Annotated in this window: 24 protein-coding genes; 14 read left to right on the top strand and 10 right to left on the bottom strand. The window is 33.2% G+C overall.

The window, feature by feature from the left end:
• Window positions 1-2: 2 nt before the first annotated feature.
• Complete coding sequence (locus tag M1D64_RS03075) at window positions 3-1,073, bottom strand: NAD/NADP-dependent octopine/nopaline dehydrogenase family protein (RefSeq protein WP_037537878.1); 1,071 nt, start codon at window positions 1,071-1,073, stop codon at window positions 3-5.
• A 284-nt stretch (window positions 1,074-1,357) separates the two neighbouring features.
• Here M1D64_RS03075 and M1D64_RS03070 point away from each other — a divergent pair, with 284 nt between their 5' ends.
• The 5 genes from M1D64_RS03070 (at window position 1,358) to M1D64_RS03050 (ending at window position 4,604) form a co-directional block, all read left to right on the top strand.
• Window positions 1,358-1,729 carry a DUF4870 domain-containing protein gene (locus M1D64_RS03070; RefSeq protein ID WP_002482560.1) on the top strand — a complete coding sequence of 124 codons (372 nt, stop codon included), beginning with the start codon at window positions 1,358-1,360 and terminating at the stop codon, window positions 1,727-1,729.
• A 331-nt stretch (window positions 1,730-2,060) separates the two neighbouring features.
• Window positions 2,061-2,528, top strand: coding sequence for a CHAP domain-containing protein (locus tag M1D64_RS03065; protein WP_002482559.1), 468 nt, complete (start codon window positions 2,061-2,063; stop codon window positions 2,526-2,528).
• Between the two features lie 224 nt (window positions 2,529-2,752).
• Window positions 2,753-3,073 (top strand): DMT family transporter, encoded by a 321-nt coding sequence (locus tag M1D64_RS03060; RefSeq protein WP_011302551.1) that lies wholly within the window; start codon window positions 2,753-2,755, stop codon window positions 3,071-3,073.
• Entirely contained in the window at window positions 3,073-3,387 is a 315-nt protein-coding gene (locus M1D64_RS03055) for a DMT family transporter (protein ID WP_002482557.1), read from the top strand. Before M1D64_RS03060 ends, M1D64_RS03055 begins: the two co-directional genes overlap by 1 nt.
• A gap of 260 nt (window positions 3,388-3,647) precedes the next feature.
• Window positions 3,648-4,604, top strand: coding sequence for a 2-hydroxyacid dehydrogenase family protein (locus M1D64_RS03050; protein WP_002482556.1), 957 nt, complete (start codon window positions 3,648-3,650; stop codon window positions 4,602-4,604).
• A gap of 60 nt (window positions 4,605-4,664) precedes the next feature.
• Here M1D64_RS03050 and M1D64_RS03045 read toward each other — a convergent pair whose 3' ends face one another.
• From M1D64_RS03045 to M1D64_RS03015, 7 genes are all read right to left on the bottom strand, one after another.
• Complete coding sequence (locus tag M1D64_RS03045; protein WP_037537876.1) at window positions 4,665-5,789, bottom strand: FAD-dependent monooxygenase; 1,125 nt, start codon at window positions 5,787-5,789, stop codon at window positions 4,665-4,667.
• Between the two features lie 77 nt (window positions 5,790-5,866).
• Window positions 5,867-6,643: an N-acetylglucosaminidase gene (locus M1D64_RS03040; protein ID WP_115347283.1), complete on the bottom strand. Its 777-nt coding sequence runs from the start codon at window positions 6,641-6,643 to the stop codon at window positions 5,867-5,869.
• Between the two features lie 26 nt (window positions 6,644-6,669).
• Window positions 6,670-6,903, bottom strand: a complete 234-nt coding sequence (locus M1D64_RS03035) for a hypothetical protein (RefSeq protein ID WP_011302547.1) — start codon at window positions 6,901-6,903, stop codon at window positions 6,670-6,672.
• A gap of 238 nt (window positions 6,904-7,141) precedes the next feature.
• Window positions 7,142-7,609, bottom strand: a complete 468-nt coding sequence (locus M1D64_RS03030) for a helical membrane plugin domain-containing protein (protein WP_002482553.1) — start codon at window positions 7,607-7,609, stop codon at window positions 7,142-7,144.
• Complete coding sequence (fdhF, locus tag M1D64_RS03025) at window positions 7,609-10,563, bottom strand: formate dehydrogenase subunit alpha (RefSeq protein ID WP_002482552.1); 2,955 nt, start codon at window positions 10,561-10,563, stop codon at window positions 7,609-7,611. Before fdhF ends, M1D64_RS03030 begins: the two co-directional genes overlap by 1 nt.
• Before the next feature lie 320 nt (window positions 10,564-10,883).
• On the bottom strand, window positions 10,884-11,837 hold the full coding sequence (locus M1D64_RS03020) for an LCP family glycopolymer transferase (RefSeq protein ID WP_037537872.1): 954 nt from the start codon (window positions 11,835-11,837) through the stop codon (window positions 10,884-10,886).
• A 140-nt stretch (window positions 11,838-11,977) separates the two neighbouring features.
• Window positions 11,978-12,769 (bottom strand): inositol monophosphatase family protein, encoded by a 792-nt coding sequence (locus M1D64_RS03015; RefSeq protein WP_002482550.1) that lies wholly within the window; start codon window positions 12,767-12,769, stop codon window positions 11,978-11,980.
• 451 nt (window positions 12,770-13,220) lie between these two features.
• Between M1D64_RS03015 and M1D64_RS03010 the strand changes: the two genes are divergently transcribed.
• The 6 genes from M1D64_RS03010 to M1D64_RS02985 all read left to right on the top strand — a co-directional run bounded on the left by M1D64_RS03010 (window position 13,221) and on the right by M1D64_RS02985 (window position 18,888).
• The gene (locus M1D64_RS03010; RefSeq protein WP_002482549.1) at window positions 13,221-13,913 is read left to right on the top strand and encodes a helix-turn-helix transcriptional regulator; all 693 of its coding nucleotides are present in this window, start codon (window positions 13,221-13,223) and stop codon (window positions 13,911-13,913) included.
• 216 nt (window positions 13,914-14,129) lie between these two features.
• A complete protein-coding gene (locus tag M1D64_RS03005) occupies window positions 14,130-14,459 on the top strand; it encodes a hypothetical protein (protein WP_011302542.1) in 330 nt (109 codons plus the stop codon).
• Between the two features lie 97 nt (window positions 14,460-14,556).
• The gene (locus M1D64_RS03000; protein ID WP_194379132.1) at window positions 14,557-15,606 is read left to right on the top strand and encodes a MupG family TIM beta-alpha barrel fold protein; all 1,050 of its coding nucleotides are present in this window, start codon (window positions 14,557-14,559) and stop codon (window positions 15,604-15,606) included.
• A gap of 5 nt (window positions 15,607-15,611) precedes the next feature.
• A complete protein-coding gene (gene murQ, locus M1D64_RS02995; RefSeq protein ID WP_037537869.1) occupies window positions 15,612-16,499 on the top strand; it encodes an N-acetylmuramic acid 6-phosphate etherase in 888 nt (295 codons plus the stop codon).
• A 72-nt stretch (window positions 16,500-16,571) separates the two neighbouring features.
• The gene (locus M1D64_RS02990) at window positions 16,572-18,011 is read left to right on the top strand and encodes a PTS transporter subunit EIIC (protein WP_002482546.1); all 1,440 of its coding nucleotides are present in this window, start codon (window positions 16,572-16,574) and stop codon (window positions 18,009-18,011) included.
• A gap of 1 nt (window position 18,012) precedes the next feature.
• A complete protein-coding gene (locus tag M1D64_RS02985) occupies window positions 18,013-18,888 on the top strand; it encodes a MurR/RpiR family transcriptional regulator (protein ID WP_041079145.1) in 876 nt (291 codons plus the stop codon).
• Between the two features lie 95 nt (window positions 18,889-18,983).
• Here the strand turns inward: M1D64_RS02985 and M1D64_RS02980 are convergent, their stop codons facing one another.
• The gene (locus tag M1D64_RS02980) at window positions 18,984-20,417 is read right to left on the bottom strand and encodes an alkaline phosphatase (RefSeq protein ID WP_002482544.1); all 1,434 of its coding nucleotides are present in this window, start codon (window positions 20,415-20,417) and stop codon (window positions 18,984-18,986) included.
• A gap of 257 nt (window positions 20,418-20,674) precedes the next feature.
• Entirely contained in the window at window positions 20,675-22,063 is a 1,389-nt protein-coding gene (locus M1D64_RS02975) for an amino acid permease (RefSeq protein ID WP_037537857.1), read from the bottom strand.
• A 431-nt stretch (window positions 22,064-22,494) separates the two neighbouring features.
• On the opposite strand from M1D64_RS02975, the gene M1D64_RS02970 reads away from it, so the two are divergent.
• From M1D64_RS02970 to M1D64_RS02960, 3 genes are read left to right on the top strand one after another with little or no spacing between them, the layout of a single operon-like run.
• Window positions 22,495-23,340 (top strand): formate/nitrite transporter family protein, encoded by an 846-nt coding sequence (locus M1D64_RS02970; protein WP_480977547.1) that lies wholly within the window; start codon window positions 22,495-22,497, stop codon window positions 23,338-23,340.
• A 56-nt stretch (window positions 23,341-23,396) separates the two neighbouring features.
• Window positions 23,397-23,756: a hypothetical protein gene (locus M1D64_RS02965; RefSeq protein ID WP_002482541.1), complete on the top strand. Its 360-nt coding sequence runs from the start codon at window positions 23,397-23,399 to the stop codon at window positions 23,754-23,756.
• Window positions 23,753-23,938 (top strand): hypothetical protein, encoded by a 186-nt coding sequence (locus M1D64_RS02960; RefSeq protein WP_002482540.1) that lies wholly within the window; start codon window positions 23,753-23,755, stop codon window positions 23,936-23,938. The genes M1D64_RS02965 and M1D64_RS02960 overlap by 4 nt, the downstream gene beginning before the upstream one ends.
• Window positions 23,939-23,946: the final 8 nt, after the last annotated feature.

The following is a 23,946-nucleotide window of genomic DNA, read 5'->3' as shown; positions in this document are numbered from 1 at the left end:
CATTATTCAAACCCTAGTTTATCTTTACCTAATTCATCGATTGTTAGACCTTCTTCAAAAAAGTCACGCTCTAATATTGTTGATGCAAGCACAATGATCGCATCAATATTAGGTGTTGCAACGTCAATTTCACGCCCTAGGCTAGACCACAATACTAATCCAAATGCAATGTCTTCAGTTAAATAACGATTTTTCACATGATTTGGGCCTTTAATCTGTGAAAATACAGGACTCGTATTAAATAACCTATTCAATGGTTCGTCTTCATCTTGTCTTTCTAGATAACCTCTTTCAATACGTGCCTCTTTTGCAGTAGATAATTCAAAACCTAGCTTACGCCCTAAAGTTAGTCTTTCTAATTCAACTGCATGTAATAATCTAACCGTATGCTTCGTAATACCTTCTTCATATAAAGCAAAACTATCCGCATAATCGATGCGACCAATATTTAATAAAGTTGGTCCCGGATGTACCTCTGGGTTACCATTCTCTAAATTTGTTTTCCATAAACTTTCTTCTTTGACGATATTTGGATATAATTTTTCAATTTTATCGAAACACTCACTCAAATACTCTTTATCATAGGTTGAAAAATGTACTTTTCTAACATTTAGTGATAAATCTACACGTGCTTCTTCAAAATTAACTCGCGTACCATAAGTTAATGTATTTACTTCTGCAAAATGAGGTAACACGTCTATATGCATATCTTCAAGTACATTCATAAATCGAATAGACCCCATAGAAGCTGCAATATTAAAGAAAATAAGTTGTTCTTTTTTAACAAAAGGTGCCATTGTTTGTGCATAGTGTTCAATGAATGAAGATGGAATCACAATTTGGATCACTTCAGCATCCTGAAGGACATATTCCATATCATCACTAATATCCGTAAATTCAACAAAGCTCTCTTCACCTTCATTATTAAAAGTGAATCCACCCTGTTCAAATGCTTTATCAAATTTATTGATTGATTGGTTTCTACAATATAGCTTAACTTCATGTCCCTTACTAATCATATCTAATGCAGCCGTCACTGCACCATTACCTGAACCCACGATAGCTATTTTCATAATTTACCTTCTTTCTTTTTATTTTTGAATACTGTCCATTTTAGTCATTACTTACAACTATAGCCTATAAGGAAATTTAATAAACACTGGTTTACAATTTAAATTTCCGGTTATAGTTAAATAAGGATGCGATAAATCACATTATCATATTTTAACAAGTATACACATTGCGTTACAGTCATATTTAAAATTAAATGAAAAACTCAAGCGATATACTATTATTTTTCAAAATTTGATATAGTTAATCTATCTATAAGTCTTAGGATAAAGGAGGTTTAACTAATATGGCAGAAACAGATTATAATCAACAAACTTATACAAATGTAAACCAAGAGCCTAATTCAGATGCGAGATTAATGGCAACATTAATTTATGTATTAAGTTTCTTTACTTCTTTAATCGCACCATTAATTATTTGGTTAATTAAACGCGAGGATTCACCGTTTGTCGATAGAGCAGGTAAAAATTATTTCAACTTCTTACTTTCATACGTTATTTGGTCAATAATTGGAACTATCACGATGTTGATATTAATAGGCTTTGTATTACTACCAATTATTGTAATACTGAACTTTATTTTTACAATTGTAGCTGCAGTAAAAGCGTATAATGGAGAAGATTATTTACCGCCACTATCTATAAGATTCTTTAAATAATCTAAACACAATTTTGTGATTCTTTACAGCTACTGTAATAATGATAGCTTTTTGAAATACAAAAAATTTGTAAAAACCTTATATTAACGCGTTTTATTTCGTATTACGACTTGATACGATTCTGTAACCTTACATCTCGTTTATTACAACGATATGTGAGGTTTTTTTAATTGTTTTACAAAAGCGTAACAATCCACACAAAGCTTGATTCATCTGTTAGAGTATTACTTGTCGTTGAAAGCAAACCGCAAAATTAATCAACATTCAAATTCAACACAAATGAATTGAATCACATATAACTATTTATAATCTTTGGGAGGATTTTTTAATTATGAAAAAATTAGTAACAGCAACAACTTTAACAGCAGGTATTGGCGCAGCAATCGTAGGTTTAGATCACGGAAATGAAGCAGACGCAGCAGAACAAACACAACCAACTAACCAAAGCACAACACAATCTACTTCAGGTTCAAGTGCTAACTTATATACAGCTGGTCAATGTACTTGGTACGTATACGATAAAGTAGGCGGAAACATTGGTTCAACTTGGGGCAATGCGAACAACTGGGCTTCAGCAGCATCTTCAGCAGGTTACACTGTAAACAACTCACCTGAAGCTGGTTCAATTTTACAATCTACTGCTGGTGGTTATGGTCACGTAGCATACGTTGAAAATGTAAATAGCGACGGTTCTGTAGAAGTTTCAGAAATGAACTACAACGGTGGACCATTCTCAGTTAGTGAACGTACTATTTCTGCTGGTGAAGCAAGTTCTTACAACTATATCCACTTAAACTAAGTCTTTAAATGACTTTAAAATATAATATTGAATGATGTAAGAGCCCGGGACATTTTGTTTCGGGCTCTTATTTTAGTATTGCGGATAAATGCGTCAATTCAAGAAATATATTTTTCTAATAATATGATTGTAATACAATTCTGCTTTCACATCTTATAACATTGAACTCTATCCAAATATTTGAGAAAATATAATAATTTAGTGATTATAAGGAGGCACATCAAATGCAGTGGTTCAAAGTGATCTTAGCTGGACTCATTGAAATTGTATGGGTGACTGGTTTAAATACTGCCGACTCATTACTTAGTTGGACAGGAACGTTTATTGTAATTATTATCAGTTTCTTTCTTGTTATATCTGCTTGTAAATACTTACCCGTTGGTACCGTATACGCTGTATTCGTTGGTATCGGTGCAGTAGGTACAGTACTTGTAGACATGATCTTTTTTGGTGATCCATTCGATTTAGTAAAAATCAGCTTAATTATCATATTAATTATTGGCATCATAGGGTTGAAATTAACTACAGAGGAGGCTGATGGCTAATGGCATGGATTATTTTATTAATCGCCGGACTATTAGAAGTTGTTGGCGTAGTTATATTAAATGAAATTTCACGCACCAAAAAGAAATGGCTTGTCATTCTATTAGCAGTTGCATTTATCTGTAGTTTCAGTACTTTGAAGCTTGCTATGAATGATATACCTATGGGCACCGCTTATGCTATTTGGAGCGGCATTGGTACTGGTGGCGGTACTTTGGTAGGGATGTTTTTATATAATGAGTCAAAAAACGCAAAAAGAATCTTCTTTATTGCTTTAATCATCCTATCTATTGTCGGTTTAAAAATCGTTAGTTAAATCTTTCAACAACCGTGGTATAGCACTATTCTCAGTCCTGTACAATTTGACAGTTTTTAACTATTTAGAGTGGTAAGTTAAGGTCTAATTATATTTTAGTCCTAACTGCCACTCTTTTTTATTTATTAAAATGTACTTTAACACCCCTATTATTAAGCGATTTTTTCTATTTAAAGTCGACTTTTTTATAATTCACAATATTATTATTTGTTTGCACAATAGAATTTTACTATACTTGAGTGTAAAGGAAGTGATTATACATGGTAAAAGTTTATATTGCAGGTCCAATACCTGAAGTGGGTCTTAACTTATTGAAAGACCAAGGCTTTGAGGTAGATATGTATGAAGGAACAGGTATCATTGATAAAGAAACACTTAAACAAGGTGTTAAAGATGCTGACGCATTAATTAGCTTGCTGTCTACTTCTGTAGACAAAGAAGTGATTGATGCAGCTAACAACCTAAAAATCATCACAAATTATGGTGCGGGTTTCAATAATGTTGATATTGATTATGCACGACAACAAAATATCGATGTTACCAATACACCTAAAGCATCTACCAATTCTACAGCCGAGTTAACTTTTGCACTTGTACTCGCAGTGGCAAGAAGAATTCCAGAAGGCGACAAGTTATGTCGAACAACTGGTTTTGATGGATGGGCGCCACTATTTTTCCGCGGTAGAGAAGTTTCTGGAAAAACAATTGGTATCATCGGTCTAGGTGAAATAGGTAGTGCTGTTGCTAGACGTGCCAAAGCTTTCGACATGAACATTTTATATACTGGACCACATCAAAAAGTTGATAAAGAGCGAGAGATTGGTGCTAAATATGTTGATTTAGAAACATTATTAAAAAATGCAGACTTTGTTACAATTAATGCTGCTTATAATCCAAGCCTTCATCACCAAATTGACAAAGCGCAATTTGAAATGATGAAACCAACGAGTTACCTAATTAATGCTTCAAGAGGACCTATTGTTCACGAAAAAGCTTTAGTACAAGCATTGAAAGATAAAGAAATTGAAGGTGCCGCTTTAGATGTCTTCGAATTCGAACCGGAGATTAATGATGAACTTAAAACATTAGATAATGTCGTTATCACTCCGCACATAGGTAATGCTACATTTGAATCACGTGATATGATGTCTAAAATCGTAGCTAATGATACAATTAGTAAATTGAACAATGACCAACCTAAATTTATTGTGAACTAAAATACTTCAATCACAAAAAACCCCGAAACAACAGTCAAACTGTGTTTCGGGGTTTTATTTTTATTTGTTTTTCGATTTGTATATAAACTTAGTTTGCGCTGCAACAAGACGATTAGGCATGATTTTAGCTATGCTATTTCTTAATGAAATAACGATTTTATTGCTTCTTTGAGCTAATTTGCCAATTTTTCTAGATCGCTTAATGACTTTTTTGGTATGCTCCACACGGATTTTATCGTATCTTTGTAATGCTGCTTCAAATGGATAAGCTTGTAAACAATTAGCTAGTACGATAGCATCTTCCATTGCTTGACCAGCGCCTTGTCCCATATTTGGCGTTGTTGCATGTGCCGCATCGCCTAATAAAATCACGCGCTGATAGACGAAAGTTTTTAGTGGTTGTAAATCATAAATATCATGTAATAGAATATCTGTTTCACTTTGTTTATCTAACACTTTTCTAACTTCATTTGGAAAATGATTAAATCTAGCTTGTAAATGTGGCTTACCATAGGATTGCATTGTCGCATCATTTTCTTTCGCATTGATTGAAATAAACCAATAAGCTTGATTATTTATTAACGGTACGACACCTACTCTACCTTTTGCAGACCAATACTCTTTTGCAACATTATCAGACTTAATATCGATATCTTCTACAAGACCTCTAAACACCGTATATCCTTGATACTGTGTTTTACTATTAGGTGCTACAGTATGTCTTATGTTCGAATGAAGTCCATCAGCACCAATACATAAATCAAATGCTTCTGCTTCTTGTGCTTCAAAATGCATCACAACTTTTAAAGCATTATTATCAACATGCGTAACATGGTGATTAGTATAAATAGCAGATTCAGGAACGTATGATTTAATTACATCAATTAAACTTTGACGCGTCATTGTTAAATTCACTGTGTTTTTCTTCAATTTTGCTTTACTTAACACATTATCTTTATCATCTAATATTTCCATAACATTGATAACTTGACCTATGTTTTTAATACCTTTTGCTAAATCATGTTTCCCAAGTTTGTCAATGACATTACCACCGATACCAATGCCTGCACCGACTTCTGTAATAGTGCTATTTTTTTCAAAAACTTTAACTTCGTGTCCTTGTTCACACAATAATGCTGCAGCTGTTAATCCACCGATTCCAGCACCCACTATAGCTATTTTCATCTTTTAATTCACTCCAAATTTCCCAATTTCTTCATTATTAATATGACTCTCTTTCAAATGTTTTGTTATATCTTCATTTATAGATAGTAGTCTTTATTAATATGATCTTTTTTTATACCTAGTTGATGATAATAATGTTTCATAAACGTAGCAATGTTCTCATCCCATTCAATATCACTTGCATATTGATGTTCTCCTGGTGACTTAGGATTCCAGCGCATTTGGTACAAGGAGAGTTGATTATTTTCAAAGTAGTTACCTCTCACAAAGCGCGCACCACCCATAATTGCCTTTTCAGGTGATGTCCATTTTTGTTTTTTTGCAAAACTGCTACCTGTATGAACTGCATTCTCATCAAAAGCACCAATGCCGTAAAAATTAAAATATGTTTTACCATCATCTTCAATGCCCTTAGCAAGCTCTGATTTGCCATTTCCTGTCTCAACAAGTGCATGACTTACAAGGTACAAGACATTCACTTCATATTTATCTTGAGCATCTAAAAATGCTTGCCCTTTATTTTTTAAAATACCTTTATCTTTTAAAATACTATTGAGTTCTTCTTCAGACATGGACACTTTTTCAGAAATATCCATATGATTTAAGTTATCTTTGTCACTATTTACATCCATTGCTTTTTCTACATCTTTTTTAGACGCTTCAACAAATCGCCCATTTTTCTCTGTCATATTTAATGTACCAGCACCTACTTGTTTTTCAACCGCTTCATCAAAAGTATGTGTTTTTTCGTCATCAAATAAATGGGTTTCATTAACAATAAATAAGATTGCAAAAACAACTAATATTAAAATTATAATAAACATAGGTATTTTACCCTTTATGTTGTCATTCATTTCGTGAAAAACTCCTCATCTTGCACTTATTTTGTTAATGTAACATAAGCAAATATAATAGCAATTAAAACTATTACAAATGAAATATTGATTATAATTTTCATCGCTGTTCGCTCTCTAAATAATGTATTAAATATGGTTAAGCTTATTGCAAGAGACGCAACAAACATGGTTATTGCCATTGCTATATTTAAAGTGATCAAAAATACTATACCAATCACTAATAATACATTTGAAATAATAGCTAAGATTTTTACCATTTTCGGGCTGATAAGACTTCCACTCCTTGCTATAAATAATTGATTAAAAATTAATACCGACATTAGAAATTGTATCACATTTAGCTTTGTTTCAATATGTCATTTTATAAAACAAAAAAAGGAACGTGCTAGAAACCAAAATGATTATTTGATCTCTTATGCACATTCCTCATTATTGAACTTATAAATTGTAACGCTCATTAAATATCTAATGAATTATGCTTTACAAGGCCCATGGTTAATCTCTAGACATACCTCTTAACATATTTAACATATACGTTAAACTACGGTTCATTTCATCGTCTTTCAAGATACCCATCAATCCAGTAATTGACGTTTTTTGATTTGGATTTGCCTTATTAGCAACACTTAATCCTTTGTTTACTTTATTTAACATTGTTGTTAAATCATCCACATTTAAATCACCAAGTAAAAATACAAGTGATGCCATGTTTGAAATTAAACCAGTGTATTGCTCTTTATTTAATTCTACAGCGAATTTATTGGCAATCACACCTCTACTCTTAACCGCACCAGACATTGCATCTAATAGCTTAGCATCGTCTAGTGTACTAATGATATTGATTGCTTTTAAAATACTATCCTTATTAGCAACAATTGCATCTGTCACTTCAGTTAAACTTTCTTCCTTGAGTTCTGCTTCTGATTTTTGCATGCGTTTAATCTGTGTGATTCTCTCAGCCATTATCTATCCACCTGACTTCCTGGGAAAGTATAATCTTCACGCTTCCATTTATCTTGAACACGAACACTATATTGCGGTTGACGTTGCTTATTAACACGGAAGTTCGTAGGATTCAATGGTGATTTACCTCTACGTGTCTTCACTTCCATACGACAACTTGTACGTTTATATGATGGTGTATCTGTATCTTTATCAACATCACTATTAGTTAATAGATTAATCGCACCATGATCACCATGTGCCATTGCATTGTTATTTAACGGAATATAAATTTCTTTGCCTTTTACTCTATCTGTGACATGTGCTACAAGCTCAACTTCACCCGTTTCAGAAATCAATTTAATTTCTGCACCTTCATGGATACCTCTATCCTCTGCAAGCTCTGGTGAGACTTCAACGAAAGCATTAGGTACTTTATATTCAAGTCCAGGTACTTTATAAGTCATATTACCTTCATGGAAATGTTCTAATAATCTACCATTATTTACATGCAAATCATATTCTTCATTCACTTTAAAGAAATTATCAAATGTTAATGGATAGAAATTAGCTTTCTTATCTTCAAAATTAAACCCTTCAAGATAAAGTATTGGCTCATCCGTACCATCTTCAGCTACTGGCCATTGTAAACTATTGTATCCTTCTAATCTATCATAATTCACACCAGAATAAAGTGGTGTTAGACGTGCAATCTCGTCCATGATTTGACTTGGATGTGTATAATTCCAATCATATCCCATTGCCTTAGCAACTGCTTGTATAATTTGCCAATCTGGTTTTGAATCACCTTTTTGTTCTAGTGCTTGGAACAAACGTTGGATACGGCGTTCCGTATTCGTAAAAGTACCTGTTTTTTCTAATGATGGGCTTGCTGGTAATACGACATCTGCATAAGTAGCAGTGAATGTAAAGAACTCATCTTGTACAACTAGGAAACCAACTTTCTCTAAAGCAGCTTGTACAAAGTTAATATTAGAATCAACAATACCCGTATCTTCACCATATAAATATAATGAATCAATTTCGCCATTGTGGATACCTTCCATCATTTGATGGTTATCTTTTCCTACTTGTTTTGGTAATGTTTCACCATATTCACGTTCGAATTTAGCTCTAATTTCATCATCAGTCACTTTTTGATAGCCAGGGAATTGGTCTGGCATGCTTCCCATATCACTACATCCTTGTACGTTATTATGTCCACGTAAAGGATACGCACCTGAACCTGGTTTTCTGTAGTTACCTGTCGCTAATAACAAGTTAGAAATCGCAGTCGATGTATCACTACCGATATCTTGTTGTGTAACACCCATAGCCCATGCTATAGAGACAGATTTAGCATCTGCAACTTGATGTGCAAAATCAATTAACGCATCTTTAGAGATACCTGTTGTTTCTTCCGCAAATTCCATTGTGTATGGCGCTAATGATTTGTAATATTCATCAAAATGATTTACCCATTCATTAATGAATGCTTTGTCATGTAAATCTTCATCGATAATATATTTTGTCACTGCTGATAACCATACTAAGTCTGTACCTGGTTTTGGTTGATAGAAATTATCAGCACGTTCCGCCATTTCATGCTTACGAATATCAAATACATTTAATGTATTATTATAAAGTTTATGACCACGTTTAATTCGTGACGCGATAACTGGATGTGCTTCAGCTGTATTTGTACCTATCAAGACGACCATATCAGCTATTTCAAGATCTTCAATTGAACCAGAGTCGCCACCATGACCGACTGTTCTAAATAAACCTTTAGTAGCAGGCGCTTGGCAATAACGTGAACAGTTATCCACATTATTCGTACCAATGACTTGTCTAGCTAATTTTTGCATTAAATATGACTCTTCGTTCGTTGCTTTGGATGATGAAATAAATGCTAAACCATCTGAACCATGAGTTCCTTTTACTTTATTAAAGTTTTCAGCTACTACTGCGAGTGCTTCTTCCCATTCCACTTCTTCAAACTGACCATTTTTACGCACTAATGGCTTTGTTAAACGTTCATCAGAATCAACATAATCCCAACCAAATTTACCTTTAACACAAGAAGAGATTTTATTTGCTGGTGATTCATGTTGTGGTTGCACTTTTAATACTTCACGATCTTTTGTCCAAACATCGAAAGAACAACCTACACCGCAATATGTACATACAGTTTTAGTTTTTTCGATGCGTTCCTCACGCATTGCCGCTTCTGAATCTGAAACAGCAAATAATGGACCGTATCCTGGTTCTGCTTTTTTCGTTAAATCAATCATTGCCGCTAATGAACCAGGTTCTAGGTCAGTCATATAACCTGCATTACCTTCCATATTAACTTCCAACATCGCGTTACATGGACAAACTGTTGCACATTGTCCACATCCCACGCAAGAAGAATCATTTATAGAAGTATCGTTATCCCATATAACGCGCGGTTGTTGACGTTCCCAGTCAATTGTTAAAGTCTCATTTACTTGTACGTCTTGACATACTTCCACACAACGTCCACACAGGATACATTGATTTGGATCATAACGGTAGAATGGGCCATAATCTTTTTCGTATGGCTTCTCTTTATATTCATATGTTTGATGTTCAAGACCCCATTGGTCCATCGTATTATGAATTTCACAATCACCATTGTTGTAATCACACACCGTACAATAAAGCATATGTTTTTCTAAAATGCGATCTAATGCTTCTTTTTGGCTGGCTTGTACTTTGTCATTTTGCGTATTAACAATCATTGGTCTATCAATTGTGGTACTACAAGCACGTTCCATTTTACCGTCGATTTCTACAGTACAGGTATCACATGTTTGGATAGGACCTAATGATTCGTTGTAACATATTGAAGGCACAAATGTATCTTGTGATTTAATAAACTGTAGTAAATTGGTTCCAGGTTCAACAAGATAATCTTTGCCGTCTAACGAGACAATCAAATGTTCTTGCATAGTCTTCACCCCTATTATATATTTTCGCCCATGTATTTAACTTCATAAGATGTTTTGTAACATTACATCTAAAAGCCCCACACTTTTTAAAATAATGTTAATACTATTGTATAGGTATTTTTCTCAATTGTTAAGGTATTTCATTATATTCTTTATTTTTTTATTAAATAGCACAATGTTTAACAGCGCTATGCATCAGATTCTATTCAATCTACAATCTCATTGATTATTAAAATAGCTTTTTTGTACTCAATTAAAAACGCGTGAAAAACCACTCTGATTTTTAAATCAGATTTGATTTCTCACGCGCTATTCTTATATTAAATACCTAAATTATCTTTTATGTTTGTCTCAATTTCATTTAATGAATTTTCACTAGGTACAAAGTAATATAGTCCGTCATCTTGAATGCCACCTTGGCCTTCTAATTGATGTCTATTTACATTGTCATTTGCATCTTTATAATTACTTCTTACTTTATTTAATTCACCGACTGATAAATCTGTCTTCACATTATCTTCAACATGATTCATTAAAGAATTAAAATGCGTAATAGAACTCACACTTGTAAGTTTATTGGCAAGGCCTTGAATAACGAGTTGTTGACGTTCTTGACGTCCAAAATCGCCACCAGCTCCATCTTCTTTACGACTTCTGATAAACGCCATGGCTTCTTTACCATCCATTTTAGACCGTTCACCTTCAGTAAATTGATAACCGTCATAAGAGAAAGTTGCGTTACTTGTTACTGTAATACCACCAACAGTGTCAATCATATCTTGCATACCATCCATATCAATTGTTGCGTAATGGTCAATCGGTACATTTAATAATTTTTCTAGAGACTTCACTGCCATGTCAGGCCCACCATATGCATATGCGTGGTTAATTTTTTCAGTTGTCCCTTTACCAACAATATCTGCTTGTGTATCTCTAGGTATACTAACGATTTCAGTTGTTTTCTTTTCTGGATTAACGGATAGTACCATAATCGTGTCACTACGTTGTCCACCGCCGTTAGCATTTCTTTCGGCATTAGAATCTACGCCAAATAATGCAATAGTAAATGGATCTCCATCATCCAAATTCACATTTTTATCTCTTAATGATGATTTATCTCTATCAAGAGGGTTATGGATAGATCCTCCAACAGAAAATATTTTATAGCCAAGATATATGACTGCAATTAATGCTAGCATCACTAATATGCCTATAAACCACAAGAAAACTTTTGTCGGTAAGCCCATTTTTTTATTTTTTTCAGAACGATTCACTCTTATCATTCTCCATTTCTATGTCAATTTTCTACTCTATTTAATAATACATTATATAGTAATATAATAAATAAGACATAGTTCTTTAGACCTATTATTTATTTAATAAATAATAAAACTAAAACATTTTTTGTGATTTCCTAATTTTTATATCCATTACCTGAATTAAGTACATCTAACATATGTGTATGACAAGCTTTATTACTAATAATAAACGGACCTGCTGTTGAAAAATCTAACTTTGTATTATCCAATGTGGTCATTTTCAAGCCAAGTTCACTTGCAAATAAAAATTGTGCTGCTATGTCCCATGGCTTCGGATTCGTGTTGACATGTGCACCAAACTGACCTTTAATTACACGTATTGAATCTAGTCCACATGAGCCAATACAACGGTATCCAAATGATGCCTCGTTCAAATCTTGAATCGTTTCATCATTAATTACTAATGGATTATAAGAAATAATCGCATCTTTTAACTCGATATCTTCTGGCGATGATAATGGCTCGCTATTTACATAAGCTCCGAATCCTTTGACTGCTTTATAAAGTTTGCCATGTGGATAATCATAAATATATGACAGCATAGGCTCACCTTCTACAAAATACCCTAAGATAATACAATAATCTTCTTGTTGCTTAACTAAGTTGGTTGTACCATCGATTGGATCCATAATCCAAACATGACCTTCTTTAGCATTGATTTCACTATTAGACTTCTCTTCTGCAAATAACTGATGACTAGGATAATGTTCTTTTAAAAATGACTCGAACTTTTGTTGAATGGATTTATCTACATTGGTCACTAAATCAAACCTGTTTTTTTTAGTACTTGTAACCATATCATTGATTAACTTTGGAATAATGTCATCTAACGTATTAAACCAAGCATGAATTGAATCATCTATTTTAATAAGTTGTTCTTTTTCCATATGAGATACACCTCTTCATTTAAATAATATAAACCGAACCTATATACGCTATATAATTGTTTTATTTTATCACAGAATCCGCATTGAAATACATGTTATTTGGCTACGATTAAAATACAGTTAATCAAAATACCATTTATATACTCAATAATTACAAAATAAAACCGACTAGCGTCGCTAGCCGGTTAAATAGAAAGGAAAGTAAGTAATAAATATTGAAGATGTTTGATTAGTAACTCGAACAAATAGATGTTAACAAAACTATATGTAATAGCCTACCCCTTTGCCATCTATTCGCTACCCCTTTGTTACTAATTATATACTAACATAACCTCCTCATAAATGTAAGCGTTTTCTTTAAATTTCTCAAAAAAATTTTTCTAAATGTCGTCATTGTCACTTTTGTGATATAATAAATGTAATATGTAATCATTTGGGAGGTAACTTTCTAATGAATAAACGCGAAAGACAAAATAAACTTGTTCTAGCTATTCAAGAGAATAGACAGATTACTGCTTCAGAATTAGCGACGGATTTAAATGTATCTAAAAGGACGATTTTAAGAGACATTCAAGATTTAGAAGATCAAGGTGTTAAGATTTTGGCAAAACATGGTAAGTTGGGTGGTTACCAATTGCAAGAAACACCAAATAGTTATGAAATTGAGCTAACTGAAAACCAATTATCTGCTTTATTCCTAGTTTTGAATGAAAGTCAATCTTATTCAACACTGCCTTATAAAGAAGAAATAAATGCAATTATTAAAAAATGCTTAAATTTACCTTATACAAAAATGAGACGTTATTTAAAAAAATTAGATCGTTATATTAAATTTGATCATAGTGAACATCTCAATTTACCCCATATATTCTCAGAGGTACTCATCTACTGTACAGAAAGAAATGTGATGGCCGTGGAATATAATAATCGTACTGATATTGTAACTGAAAATGTTATTTTCATTGGATTACTTTGTGATGAAGGACTTTGGAAGGCTGTCATTTTTGAAATTGGACTTGGTAAAACAAATGAAATACCGATTGTTGATATTCATGATATTTCGTATTCTTTTGGCAAAACAATCAAAACACAAGATATTACCGTCAATAATTATCAACAATTTTTAAATCCAACTGAGTCCTAATGTTCAGTTGGATTTTCTTTATCCATATATTTAATAAAATATAATGATCTATACCTCCACTACTCAGTTAATTCTGTACTCTACTTCTTCTAATTAACCTACTTTTAGACACTACTAAAAACTTCATCTATAATTCTGCCATCGCATTGTAAAATTTTAAAAACCCTTCGCTTATTTATTGTTTATTATGCCACAATTTAACGAAAGGATGATTCTATGTATCACCTAGAATTTCACAACTTAGAAAAACGTATAACCAAGTTACTCAATTTAATCGAGATATATAAATTTGCTTATGTTACCAATCATAAAAAGAAACTTCAATATAAACAGGATGTTCATGATTTTATAGAGCAAGAATATACTGAATTTAAACAAGATGCTTTGTATCAATTATCCCTTTTTCATTATAATTACTTTACTTTTTTAAGCAATCAAATGGAACAACCGCTCGACGAATTAACGATCGGCAATACCACGAAACATATCGAACTTATCCAACAACGTTTAATGCATATCCATCAAGTACTTTCCTATTATTTGTAATAAAATTTCATTTTAAATAAAAATAGAAATTCAAATTGTAATACTTTTTCATATGTTGTACAATGAAACCGATTACAGCATTAAAGGAGTGGTAAAAATGCATGGTTTTTCTATTTATCTTGGTCAATCCATCGATAAATCATATATAAGACGCATGGTTGATTTAGGATACACGACTATTTTCACTTCAGTTCAAATTCCTGAAGACAATGAGAATACTAAATATCGCTATTTGGGAGAACTTTTAGACTATCTATCAAACGATCAGCTGACTTATATGATTGATATCAATCCTTCATTGCTGAATCAATCTTTCTATCAATTCTTGAAGCAATATCAGCAGGCGCATTTTATTATTCGCGTAGATCATAGTACTTCTATTGATATTGTTAATGAAATTATTGAAAATGGATTCCAATGTTGTCTCAATGCCAGTATTGTATCCGAACAATTGTTGCAACAGTTATATACTCAGTTAAATAATTTTAGTTATATATGCTATTGTCATAACTATTATCCTCGTCCAGATACTGGATTAACGACAGATTTTGTTAACGCTCAAAATAAATTAATTTTGAAATTTAATCCTAATGCCAATATCTATGGCTTTATAGTTGGAACTACAAAACGTGGCCCACTTTATAGGGGATTACCAACACTCGAATGCTCGAGATATATGCACCCCCTTAAAAGTGCTCAACTATTACTAGATCAATCAGTAAACCATATCATGGTTGGCGATACACAAATAACACAACGATACGCTCATAAACTCATATTACTTTTAACACAAAGACATTTCACTTTATCTATCACATTAAAAGACTTACAAGTTGAATCCATATTATCAAAACGACATAGCGTCCGTATCGATAACCCAGCAAATGTACTGCGCTCACAAGAAGCACGTCATTATTGTCAATCAGATATAAAACCTCAATTTAATCATATCCGAAAAACAGGCGCTATTACCGTAGACAACCAACTCAATGGTCGCTATCAAGGAGAACTGCAAATTATCAAGACAGATTTACAACCTCACGAACATATCAATGTTGTTGGTCAAATTATTGACGATGATATACCGCTCATTGATTGCTTACGTCCTAATGATACCTTTGAATTTATTATACAAACAAGGAGCTGAAATTTATGAATAATTCTATGACTGAAGCAAGAAATGAAGCAACCATGCATTTAGATGAAATGTCCATTATACAAGCCTTAGAAACTATGAATGCTGAAGATCAAAAAGTACCCCAACAAATTCATGATATATTACCAAAATTAGCAGAAGTAATTAAAGTTACAACGGAACAATTTAAACAAGGTGGTCGCATCATTTATATCGGGGCTGGAACCAGTGGTCGTTTAGGTGTCCTCGATGCAGCAGAATGTGTACCGACTTTTAATACTTCAACTAATGAAGTTATTGGACTCATAGCTGGTGGACAACGTGCAATGACAGTAGCAGTTGAAGGTGCAGAAGATAGTGAGTCGCTTGCGCGTGAAGACTTAAAACATATACATCTAAATGAAAAAGATGTTGTTATTGGTATTGCAGCTAGCGGCAGCACGCCCTATGTTATGGGCGGACTCAAATGTGCTACAGAGATTGGAGCACACACAGTCGCTATATCTTGTAACACAAACACCAAAATAAGTGACCTAGCACAATATCCAATCGAAGTGAATGTAGGACCAGAAGTGTTAACTGGCTCAACAAGATTGAAATCTGGAACAGCGCAAAAGTTAATATTGAATATGATTTCCACAATTACAATGGTAGGTGTTGGTAAAGTTTACGATAACCTCATGGTAGATGTAAAAGCAACTAACCAAAAGTTAATAGATCGTTCCATACGGATTATTCAAGACATATGTGACATTTCATATGATCAAGCGCAATCACTTTATGAATCCGCTGATCAAAACTTAAAAGTAGCCGTCGTCATGCATCTCTGCGATATTAATAAATCTGAAGCCGTTACTCGACTTAACGATAATAATCATATCATTAAAAAAGCAATACAGAATTGATTCACCACGATATCACTAAGCAAATTTATTCAAGAATGACTACCTGTATTCAATATAAGAGGAGGTTATATTATGACAAAAGAGCAAATATTAGCAGAACATATCATTGACGCGGTTGGTGGCATCGATAATATGGATAATATCATTAATTGTATGACTCGCGTTAGAATTAAAGTACTCGATGAAGATAAAATTGATTACGAACAACTAAAATCAATTAAAGGTGTTATGGGCGTAGTTAAAGATGACCGTGTACAAGTCGTTGTAGGGCCAGGAACGGTTAATAAAGTGGCATCTCACATGTCCGAATTAAGCGGTGCCCCTTTAGGAGAAACAATCAAACATAAATCGAAAGACTACCGTGCAAATGCCGAAGCACAAGCCCAAGCAAATAAATCTGAATTCCAAAGTAAACAAAAACGTGGTAAATTCAATAAATTATTAAAGACCATAGCTAATATTTTCATACCTTTAATTCCTGCATTTATTGGTGCGGGTTTAATTGGCGGTATCGCCGCTGTATTAAGTAACTTATTAGCAGCAGGACAAATTTCTGGCGAGTGGGTAACTCAACTTGTTACGGTATTTAACGTTATCAAAGATGGTATGTTAGCTTACCTCGCTATCTTCACTGGCATCAATGCTGCAAAAGAATTTGGTGCTACACCTGGTTTAGGTGGCGTCATCGGTGGTACAACATTATTGACGGGATTAACAGACAAAAATATGATTACTAATATTTTTACTGGTGAACCCCTTCAACCTGGCCAAGGTGGTATTATTGGCGTAATCTTTGCAGTTTGGTTACTCAGTATTATAGAGAAACGTCTACATAAAATCGTCCCTAATTCAATCGACATTATTGTTACGCCTACAATCACTTTATTTATCATTGGTTTGTTAACAATCTTTATATTTATGCCTTTAGCTGGGTTCGTTTCTGACGGACTTGTTACTGTGATTAACGGCATCATCGATATTGGCGGCGTCTTTAGCGGCTTTATTATCGGTGCATTCTTCCTACCATTAGTTATGTTAGGATTACATCATATGTTTACGCCTATTCACATTGAAATGATTAATCAAACAGGTGCTACTTATTTACTTCCTATTGCAGCAATGGCAGGTGCTGGACAAGTTGGTGCAGCGCTTGCACTTTGGGTAAGATGTCGTAAAAATACAACCTTAAGAGACACACTGAAAGGTGCTTTGCCAGTAGGATTTTTAGGCATTGGAGAGCCATTAATTTATGGTGTGACATTACCACTAGGCAAGCCATTCATTACTGCTTGTATTGGTGGCGGTATTGGCGGTGCAGTCATAGGTGGTATTGGTCACATAGGCGCAACTGCAATTGGACCAAGTGGTATTTCTTTATTACCTTTGATTTCAGATCATATGTATTTAGGTTACATTGCAGGACTACTCGCAGCATATGCAGGTGGTTTCATATTCACCTATTTCTTTGGTACAACGAAAGCTATGCGAGAATCTGATACACTAGGTGATTAAAATGACCAACGTACTTTATAAAATTGATAGCAATTATAATCAATTAACTAAAAGCGAGAAAAAAATCGCTGACTTCATACTAAATACACCGCATAAAATGATAAATATGTCTGTCCAAGATTTATCAAATGAAATTGATACAAGTACAGCATCCATTGTTAGATTTAGTAAGAAAATAACTGGAAAAGGATTTCAAGAGCTTAAAATCGCTATATCTCGTTATTTACCTAATAATGCAATTAACAATAATCATCTAGAACTTGTAGATAATGAATCTGTAGATACACTTAAAAACAAAATGTTATCTCGTGTCACTGATACGATGAATTATGTATCTAATCATATTGATGACCAAATGATAGATTACATATGTGATACGATGAAGCGTGCACGTACAATCTTTCTATTTGGCTATGGTGCCTCTCTCGTGATAGTGACTGACCTTTTCCAAAAATTATCGCGCATAGGACTTAATGTTCGTCTACTTCAAGAGACGCATTTATTCATGTCGACGCTAGCTACCCATGATGAACGTGACTGTATTATTTTTGTTACGAATCAAGGTAGTCATAGCGAAATGCAATCCATGGCAAAAGTCGCTAAAGATTATACGATACCTATTATTACAATTTCTAGTTCAAATGATAATCCAGTTGCTAAAATATCAGATTACACCATTATTTATGGTCAAACAGATGAAAATGAATTGCGCATGGCTGCCACGACATCTCTATTCGCACAATTGTTTACTGTTGATATTTTATATTATCGCTATATTGCCTTAAATTACCAAAGTGCACTGGATTCAATTACACAATCTAAAATGGCTTTAGATAATTATCGTAAGCATTTATCTACCATTCGGTTTAAACACTAATTACTTTTTACAAATAAAACACTTTCCCTAATGATCACATTGTATTGTGAACTTAGAGAAAGTGTTTTATTTGTTTTCTTAGTTATGAAATTGAATTAAGATGATTGATCATTTTTGAAAAAATCAAAGATGTTTTTGGCATTATCTGTATTATCAATGTTACCTTGGAATCGGTCACTACCTGGACCAAATGCATAAGTATTTACATCTTCACCAGTATGACCATACGTTGTCCATCCAGTGTTAGACTTATCGTTAATTGGTTTTTGTACTGCATCTTGTAGTTTTTGTAATTGATCTTTATATTTTTCGTCATCTTCATCAAGATCTTTTAATTTTTTAGCTTCTTCATTAATTTTATCAATTTGACTTTGTTTTACATCAAATCCATAACCCTCTTTAATGACTTTCGCAGCGTCTTTACCACTAGCAATTTGCTTTGTCATATAAGAACCTGAATGTTTCATTGAGTGAATGGCATCTGGATTCCAAACGTAGTCTTTACCCTTAGCAATGGATAAACCACCTGTTGAATGGTCAGCAGTCGCAACGACTAGCGTATCTGGATTTGCTTTAGCGTATTGTGTTGCATAGTCAAATGCTTTTTCAAAACCTTGCATTTCAGACATTACGCCAGTAACATCATTAGGATGACCAGATTTATCAATTGAAGCACCCTCTACCATTAAGAAGAATCCTTTATCATTTTGTTTCAATTTATTAACAGCAGTATCTGTCATATCAACAAGTTTTGGATTTTGTTTTGATGCATCAATTTGTAAAGGCATGTCATTATCTGCAAATAAACCTAGTATTTGCTTGCTATTAGAGTTTTGCATTTGCGATTTATTCTTCACAATATCATAACCATCTTTTTTGAATTTATCTGTGAGGTTACCATTCTCTTTTCCGAAATATTCAGCACCGCCACCAAGTAGCACGTCCACTTTGTGTTGGCCATTTATTTTATCATTATAAAATTGTTGCGCAATTTCGTCTTTTTTATCACGATCATCAACATGTGCCGCATAAGCTGCTGGTGTAGCATCCGTAAGTTCAGCAGTAGACACAAGTCCAGTTGACTTACCATTTTCTTTAGCTTGTTCTAAAACAGTTTTAACATCCTTTTTATTTTCATCAACACCAATTGCACCATTAAATGTTTTATGACCAGAACTAAAAGCAGTTGCCCCTGCAGCTGAATCCGTTACATTTTCTTTTGGATCATCTGAATTTGTACGTTGGTTGCCTGCTAAATAATGATCAAATGCTGTTTTATCCATTTCTTTTGTTTCAGGATTATCTGCAAAATAACGGTATGCAGAGTTATATGAAGGTCCCATACCATCGCCCACAAGGAAAATCACATTTTTAGGATTTTTAGTATTTCCCATATATGAAACTTCATCATTTTGATTTGAATCTTGTCCTCCGCTTGATGCATAAGTTGGTTGTGCACTCCCCAATGCTGTACTAGCCACAATTGCACTTGCTACAGAAATAGTTGCTAACCTATTGAAGATTTTCATAAATTAATAACTCCTTTAATATGTATTATCGTGCTACACATTCAGTTTAAAACACTAGTTTTGAGTGAACATTTTAATATAGTTAATTTTCTGTAAATTAACTATATTATGAATATAAATAGCTTATTAATAAATATGAAACCTTTTATGTTGAAATTATTTTAATAAAAAAACAAACAGAGCCTGAGACATCTATTTTTGTCTCAGACTCGTTATACTTCAATAAGCATTCAAGCTATTTCTGATATTTACTTTACTTATATCAGTTTGTCTTTACTCAATTTATGATAGCCTTTTAAGAAAAAGAATAATGTCATAAATAATAAGAATATAATACCAATTACAACTGAAACGACGGTTTCTTTATTAAACAACATACCGATCAATACCATTATAAAGAATGCCATCGTAATATAGTTTGTTATAGCACCACCAGGCATCTTGAACGGGTGACCATCTAATTCGTCAGGATGATTTTTTCTAAATCTTAAATGACTAATTAAAATCATAAACCACGGTACCATACCAGGTAAGATTGACGCACTATATACGTAAACAAAAATACTGTCTGCACCTTTAATGAATAAAGGTAAGATAACATTTAATAATGCACCAATTAAAATACCCATTGCAATGGCAAGTACAGTCCAAATTGGAACACCATTTTTCATAACTTTACCAAAGAATTTAGGTAACATGCCTTTTTGAGATAAGTTCAATGTCATACGACTAGCACTGAATATACCTGAGTTACAACCTGACATTGCTGCAGTCAATACAACAAAGTTAATTAAACCAGCTGCAAAGGTAATACCTACTTTCGCAAATGTTGCTACAAAAGGACTACCTATGTTTCCTAATTCATCCCATGGATAAACAGTAACAATCACAAAAATTGCACCAATATAGAAAATTAATATACGCCAGATAACACCATTAACCGCACTTTTAATATTTTTCTGCGGATCTTTCGTCTCACCAGCTGTAATACCAATTAATTCCACACCTTGATATGAACCAATAACAATTGATAGCGCAAAGAAGAATCCAATCCAACCATTAGGCATGAAACCACCATGTGACCATAAATTAGATAAGCCGATCGCTTCTCCACCATTACCAAGTCCAAAGAAAATTAATCCAAAGCCAGCAACAATCATTAATATAATTGTTACAACTTTAATCATTGCAAACCAGAATTCAAATTCACCGAACGCCTTAACAGATACAAGGTTTGCACCTGCTAATAGTGCAACCACAATAACACCAGGAATCCACTGTGGTAAATCTGGGAACCAGTAGTTCATATATTCTCCAACGGCAATGACCTCACTCATTCCTACAACAACCCATTGGAATATATTACTCCAAGCTGTTAAGTACCCTGCCACTGGATGTATGTAATCACTTGCAAAGTTAGCAAAAGAACCAGAAGTTGGATGTAAGTAAACCATTTCTCCCATTGCTCTCATTACTAAGAATAAAAAGATACCTGCAATTAAATATGCGAATATCACAGAAGGACCTGTCCATTTTATAGTGCTGGTTGCCCCCATAAACAATCCAACACCGATTGTTCCGCCGAGAGCGATCATACGCATTTGACGAGCACCTAATCCCCTTTGTAATTCATTATTTTCTTCCATCATTCAAACCCCATCTCTTTCAAATATAAGTAAATTTCATTTCACTTATTATGTCGCTATTATACTATAAATTCAAAAAATTTAAACAATTATTTTGAATTATGTAAGGGCTTACATTTACCGTCATTAATTGTATGCGATTTTAGTAAAAAAAGCAAAGTCTTTTTTTATTATTTTATTACTTCAATCCTACATTTTTTAAATATAGGTTTTAAACACCTATATAAATAGGTTTTAAAGAAAGCACCATATCACTATCCATCAGTACTTTGCGCATGATATTCAATGATTGAGGTTCATAAGGAAAATTCATTTTATTCAAACATCGCTTAAATACTTTATAGCTTATCAAAATATATTTTGTGAAAATATTCACAATTTAATCACTTCGTAGTATACTATGCTTAATTAAAGAAAGTGAGGATAATAAAGTGAACGAAAAAAATGTTAAATGGGATAAAGTCTTTTACGGTAAATCTTGGATAAATCATGTAGTAGATACAATAAGAACAAAGGATATACTTCAAAGTTTTTATTTCAAACGTTATTTACTTCGCGCCATCATGGCTGGATTTATATTAGGTGTCATCACAGTATTTGTATTACTTATTAAAGCTTCTCTTGATACACATGTTCCTACAGGTGTTATCAATTCAGTGGCTGCTGTCGCATTTAGTTTTGCGCTTGTTTTAATACTATTTACAAATTCAGAGCTACTGACAAGCAACTTTATGTATTTTACTGTTGGTTTATATTATCGCGTTATCAGTCCAACTCGTGTTTTAAAAATCTTCATGCTTTGCTTCATTGGGAATGCCTTAGGTGGCCTAGTTTTCTTTCTTATATTAAAAGGCTCTGATGTTATGACAGTTGATATGTTTACGCAATTAGAGGCAACCATTGAACATAAAACATTATCTTCAAGTTTGATAGCGATATTAATTAAAGGTATTTTTGCAAATTTCTTCATTAATATTTCTTTAGTCATTGCGATGCAAATAGATGATATTTTAGCTAAAATGTTTGTCATGATGTTTGGTGTGTCAATTTTTGCATTTATGGGTTATGAACATGTCGTATACAATACTGTCCTTTTCGCAGGCGGTCTCATTTATCATAGTAACGTATTAGCTTTAACTCCTGCAGTTATCAATCTGATTGGTGCAGGTATTGGGAATTATATCGGGGGTGGTTTAATTATAGGTTTATTCTATGCATATTTAAATGATCACCATCAATATGATCACGAAGTATCAACTAAACCAGTGAAACATTAACTTAAATACGTTGTATGGTATACTCTTTATTAGATTTGATTACAAAGGAGTTTTATATGAATCAACACTTACTGAAACGTACAATTACTATTTCCATCATTTTTGGTGTGTTATTTTTCGTATTAAATTATTTTAGTGGTTCCGATAGTTCCATTGGGCAACTCATATTAAAAAGTATACTTGTCATCGTTGTCTTTGGCATTTTATATTTTGTGCTTTTCTCTATAGTAAATTCACCTGAAAGAAAATATAAATTTGGAATAACCATTCCAATCGCATTACTTATTGCAATACTCATTAGTGCGATATTCTCCGCTCTGAAAGTAGGTATTGTCATTGGCTTAATTCTCGGGATTATTGCTGGTTATGTATGGGAATTTATTGCAAAAAATAAAAATGGTGGTGACAAATCATGAGTATTATCTTAGGCGTTGTTGTTATGATTTTGTTAATCGTAAGTTTGATACCCAACCTTAAAGCTGTTAAAAAATCAAAAGAAACAGGTGAAAAGAATCCTCGTTTTGCCATTATGGTGGGAATCGATGCGATTCTACTTATTCTTGTTATCGTAACACTTCTATTTAAATTTTTATCATAGAAACATAA

Source organism: Staphylococcus sp. Z5-21 (assembly GCF_056529615.1).
Note: the sequence above shows the minus strand (reverse complement) of the source record. Positions and strands in the feature narration are given on the sequence as shown.

Excerpts from the sequence above, each read along its gene's own strand:
- M1D64_RS03075 (WP_037537878.1), bottom strand. The coding sequence starts at position 1,073 with ATGAAAATAGCTATCGTGGGTTCAGGTAATGGTGCAGTGACGGCTGCA.
- M1D64_RS03070 (WP_002482560.1), top strand. The coding sequence starts at position 1,358 with ATGGCAGAAACAGATTATAATCAACAAACTTATACAAATGTAAACCAA.
- M1D64_RS03065 (WP_002482559.1), top strand. The coding sequence starts at position 2,061 with ATGAAAAAATTAGTAACAGCAACAACTTTAACAGCAGGTATTGGCGCA.
- M1D64_RS03060 (WP_011302551.1), top strand. The coding sequence starts at position 2,753 with ATGCAGTGGTTCAAAGTGATCTTAGCTGGACTCATTGAAATTGTATGG.
- M1D64_RS03055 (WP_002482557.1), top strand. The coding sequence starts at position 3,073 with ATGGCATGGATTATTTTATTAATCGCCGGACTATTAGAAGTTGTTGGC.
- M1D64_RS03050 (WP_002482556.1), top strand. The coding sequence starts at position 3,648 with ATGGTAAAAGTTTATATTGCAGGTCCAATACCTGAAGTGGGTCTTAAC.
- M1D64_RS03045 (WP_037537876.1), bottom strand. The coding sequence starts at position 5,789 with ATGAAAATAGCTATAGTGGGTGCTGGAATCGGTGGATTAACAGCTGCA.
- M1D64_RS03040 (WP_115347283.1), bottom strand. The coding sequence starts at position 6,643 with ATGAATGACAACATAAAGGGTAAAATACCTATGTTTATTATAATTTTA.
- M1D64_RS03035 (WP_011302547.1), bottom strand. The coding sequence starts at position 6,903 with ATGGTAAAAATCTTAGCTATTATTTCAAATGTATTATTAGTGATTGGT.
- M1D64_RS03030 (WP_002482553.1), bottom strand. The coding sequence starts at position 7,609 with ATGGCTGAGAGAATCACACAGATTAAACGCATGCAAAAATCAGAAGCA.
- fdhF (WP_002482552.1), bottom strand. The coding sequence starts at position 10,563 with ATGCAAGAACATTTGATTGTCTCGTTAGACGGCAAAGATTATCTTGTT.
- M1D64_RS03015 (WP_002482550.1), bottom strand. The coding sequence starts at position 12,769 with ATGGAAAAAGAACAACTTATTAAAATAGATGATTCAATTCATGCTTGG.
- M1D64_RS03010 (WP_002482549.1), top strand. The coding sequence starts at position 13,221 with ATGAATAAACGCGAAAGACAAAATAAACTTGTTCTAGCTATTCAAGAG.
- M1D64_RS03005 (WP_011302542.1), top strand. The coding sequence starts at position 14,130 with ATGTATCACCTAGAATTTCACAACTTAGAAAAACGTATAACCAAGTTA.
- M1D64_RS03000 (WP_194379132.1), top strand. The coding sequence starts at position 14,557 with ATGCATGGTTTTTCTATTTATCTTGGTCAATCCATCGATAAATCATAT.
- murQ (WP_037537869.1), top strand. The coding sequence starts at position 15,612 with ATGAATAATTCTATGACTGAAGCAAGAAATGAAGCAACCATGCATTTA.
- M1D64_RS02990 (WP_002482546.1), top strand. The coding sequence starts at position 16,572 with ATGACAAAAGAGCAAATATTAGCAGAACATATCATTGACGCGGTTGGT.
- M1D64_RS02985 (WP_041079145.1), top strand. The coding sequence starts at position 18,013 with ATGACCAACGTACTTTATAAAATTGATAGCAATTATAATCAATTAACT.
- M1D64_RS02980 (WP_002482544.1), bottom strand. The coding sequence starts at position 20,417 with ATGAAAATCTTCAATAGGTTAGCAACTATTTCTGTAGCAAGTGCAATT.
- M1D64_RS02975 (WP_037537857.1), bottom strand. The coding sequence starts at position 22,063 with ATGGAAGAAAATAATGAATTACAAAGGGGATTAGGTGCTCGTCAAATG.
- M1D64_RS02965 (WP_002482541.1), top strand. The coding sequence starts at position 23,397 with ATGAATCAACACTTACTGAAACGTACAATTACTATTTCCATCATTTTT.
- M1D64_RS02960 (WP_002482540.1), top strand. The coding sequence starts at position 23,753 with ATGAGTATTATCTTAGGCGTTGTTGTTATGATTTTGTTAATCGTAAGT.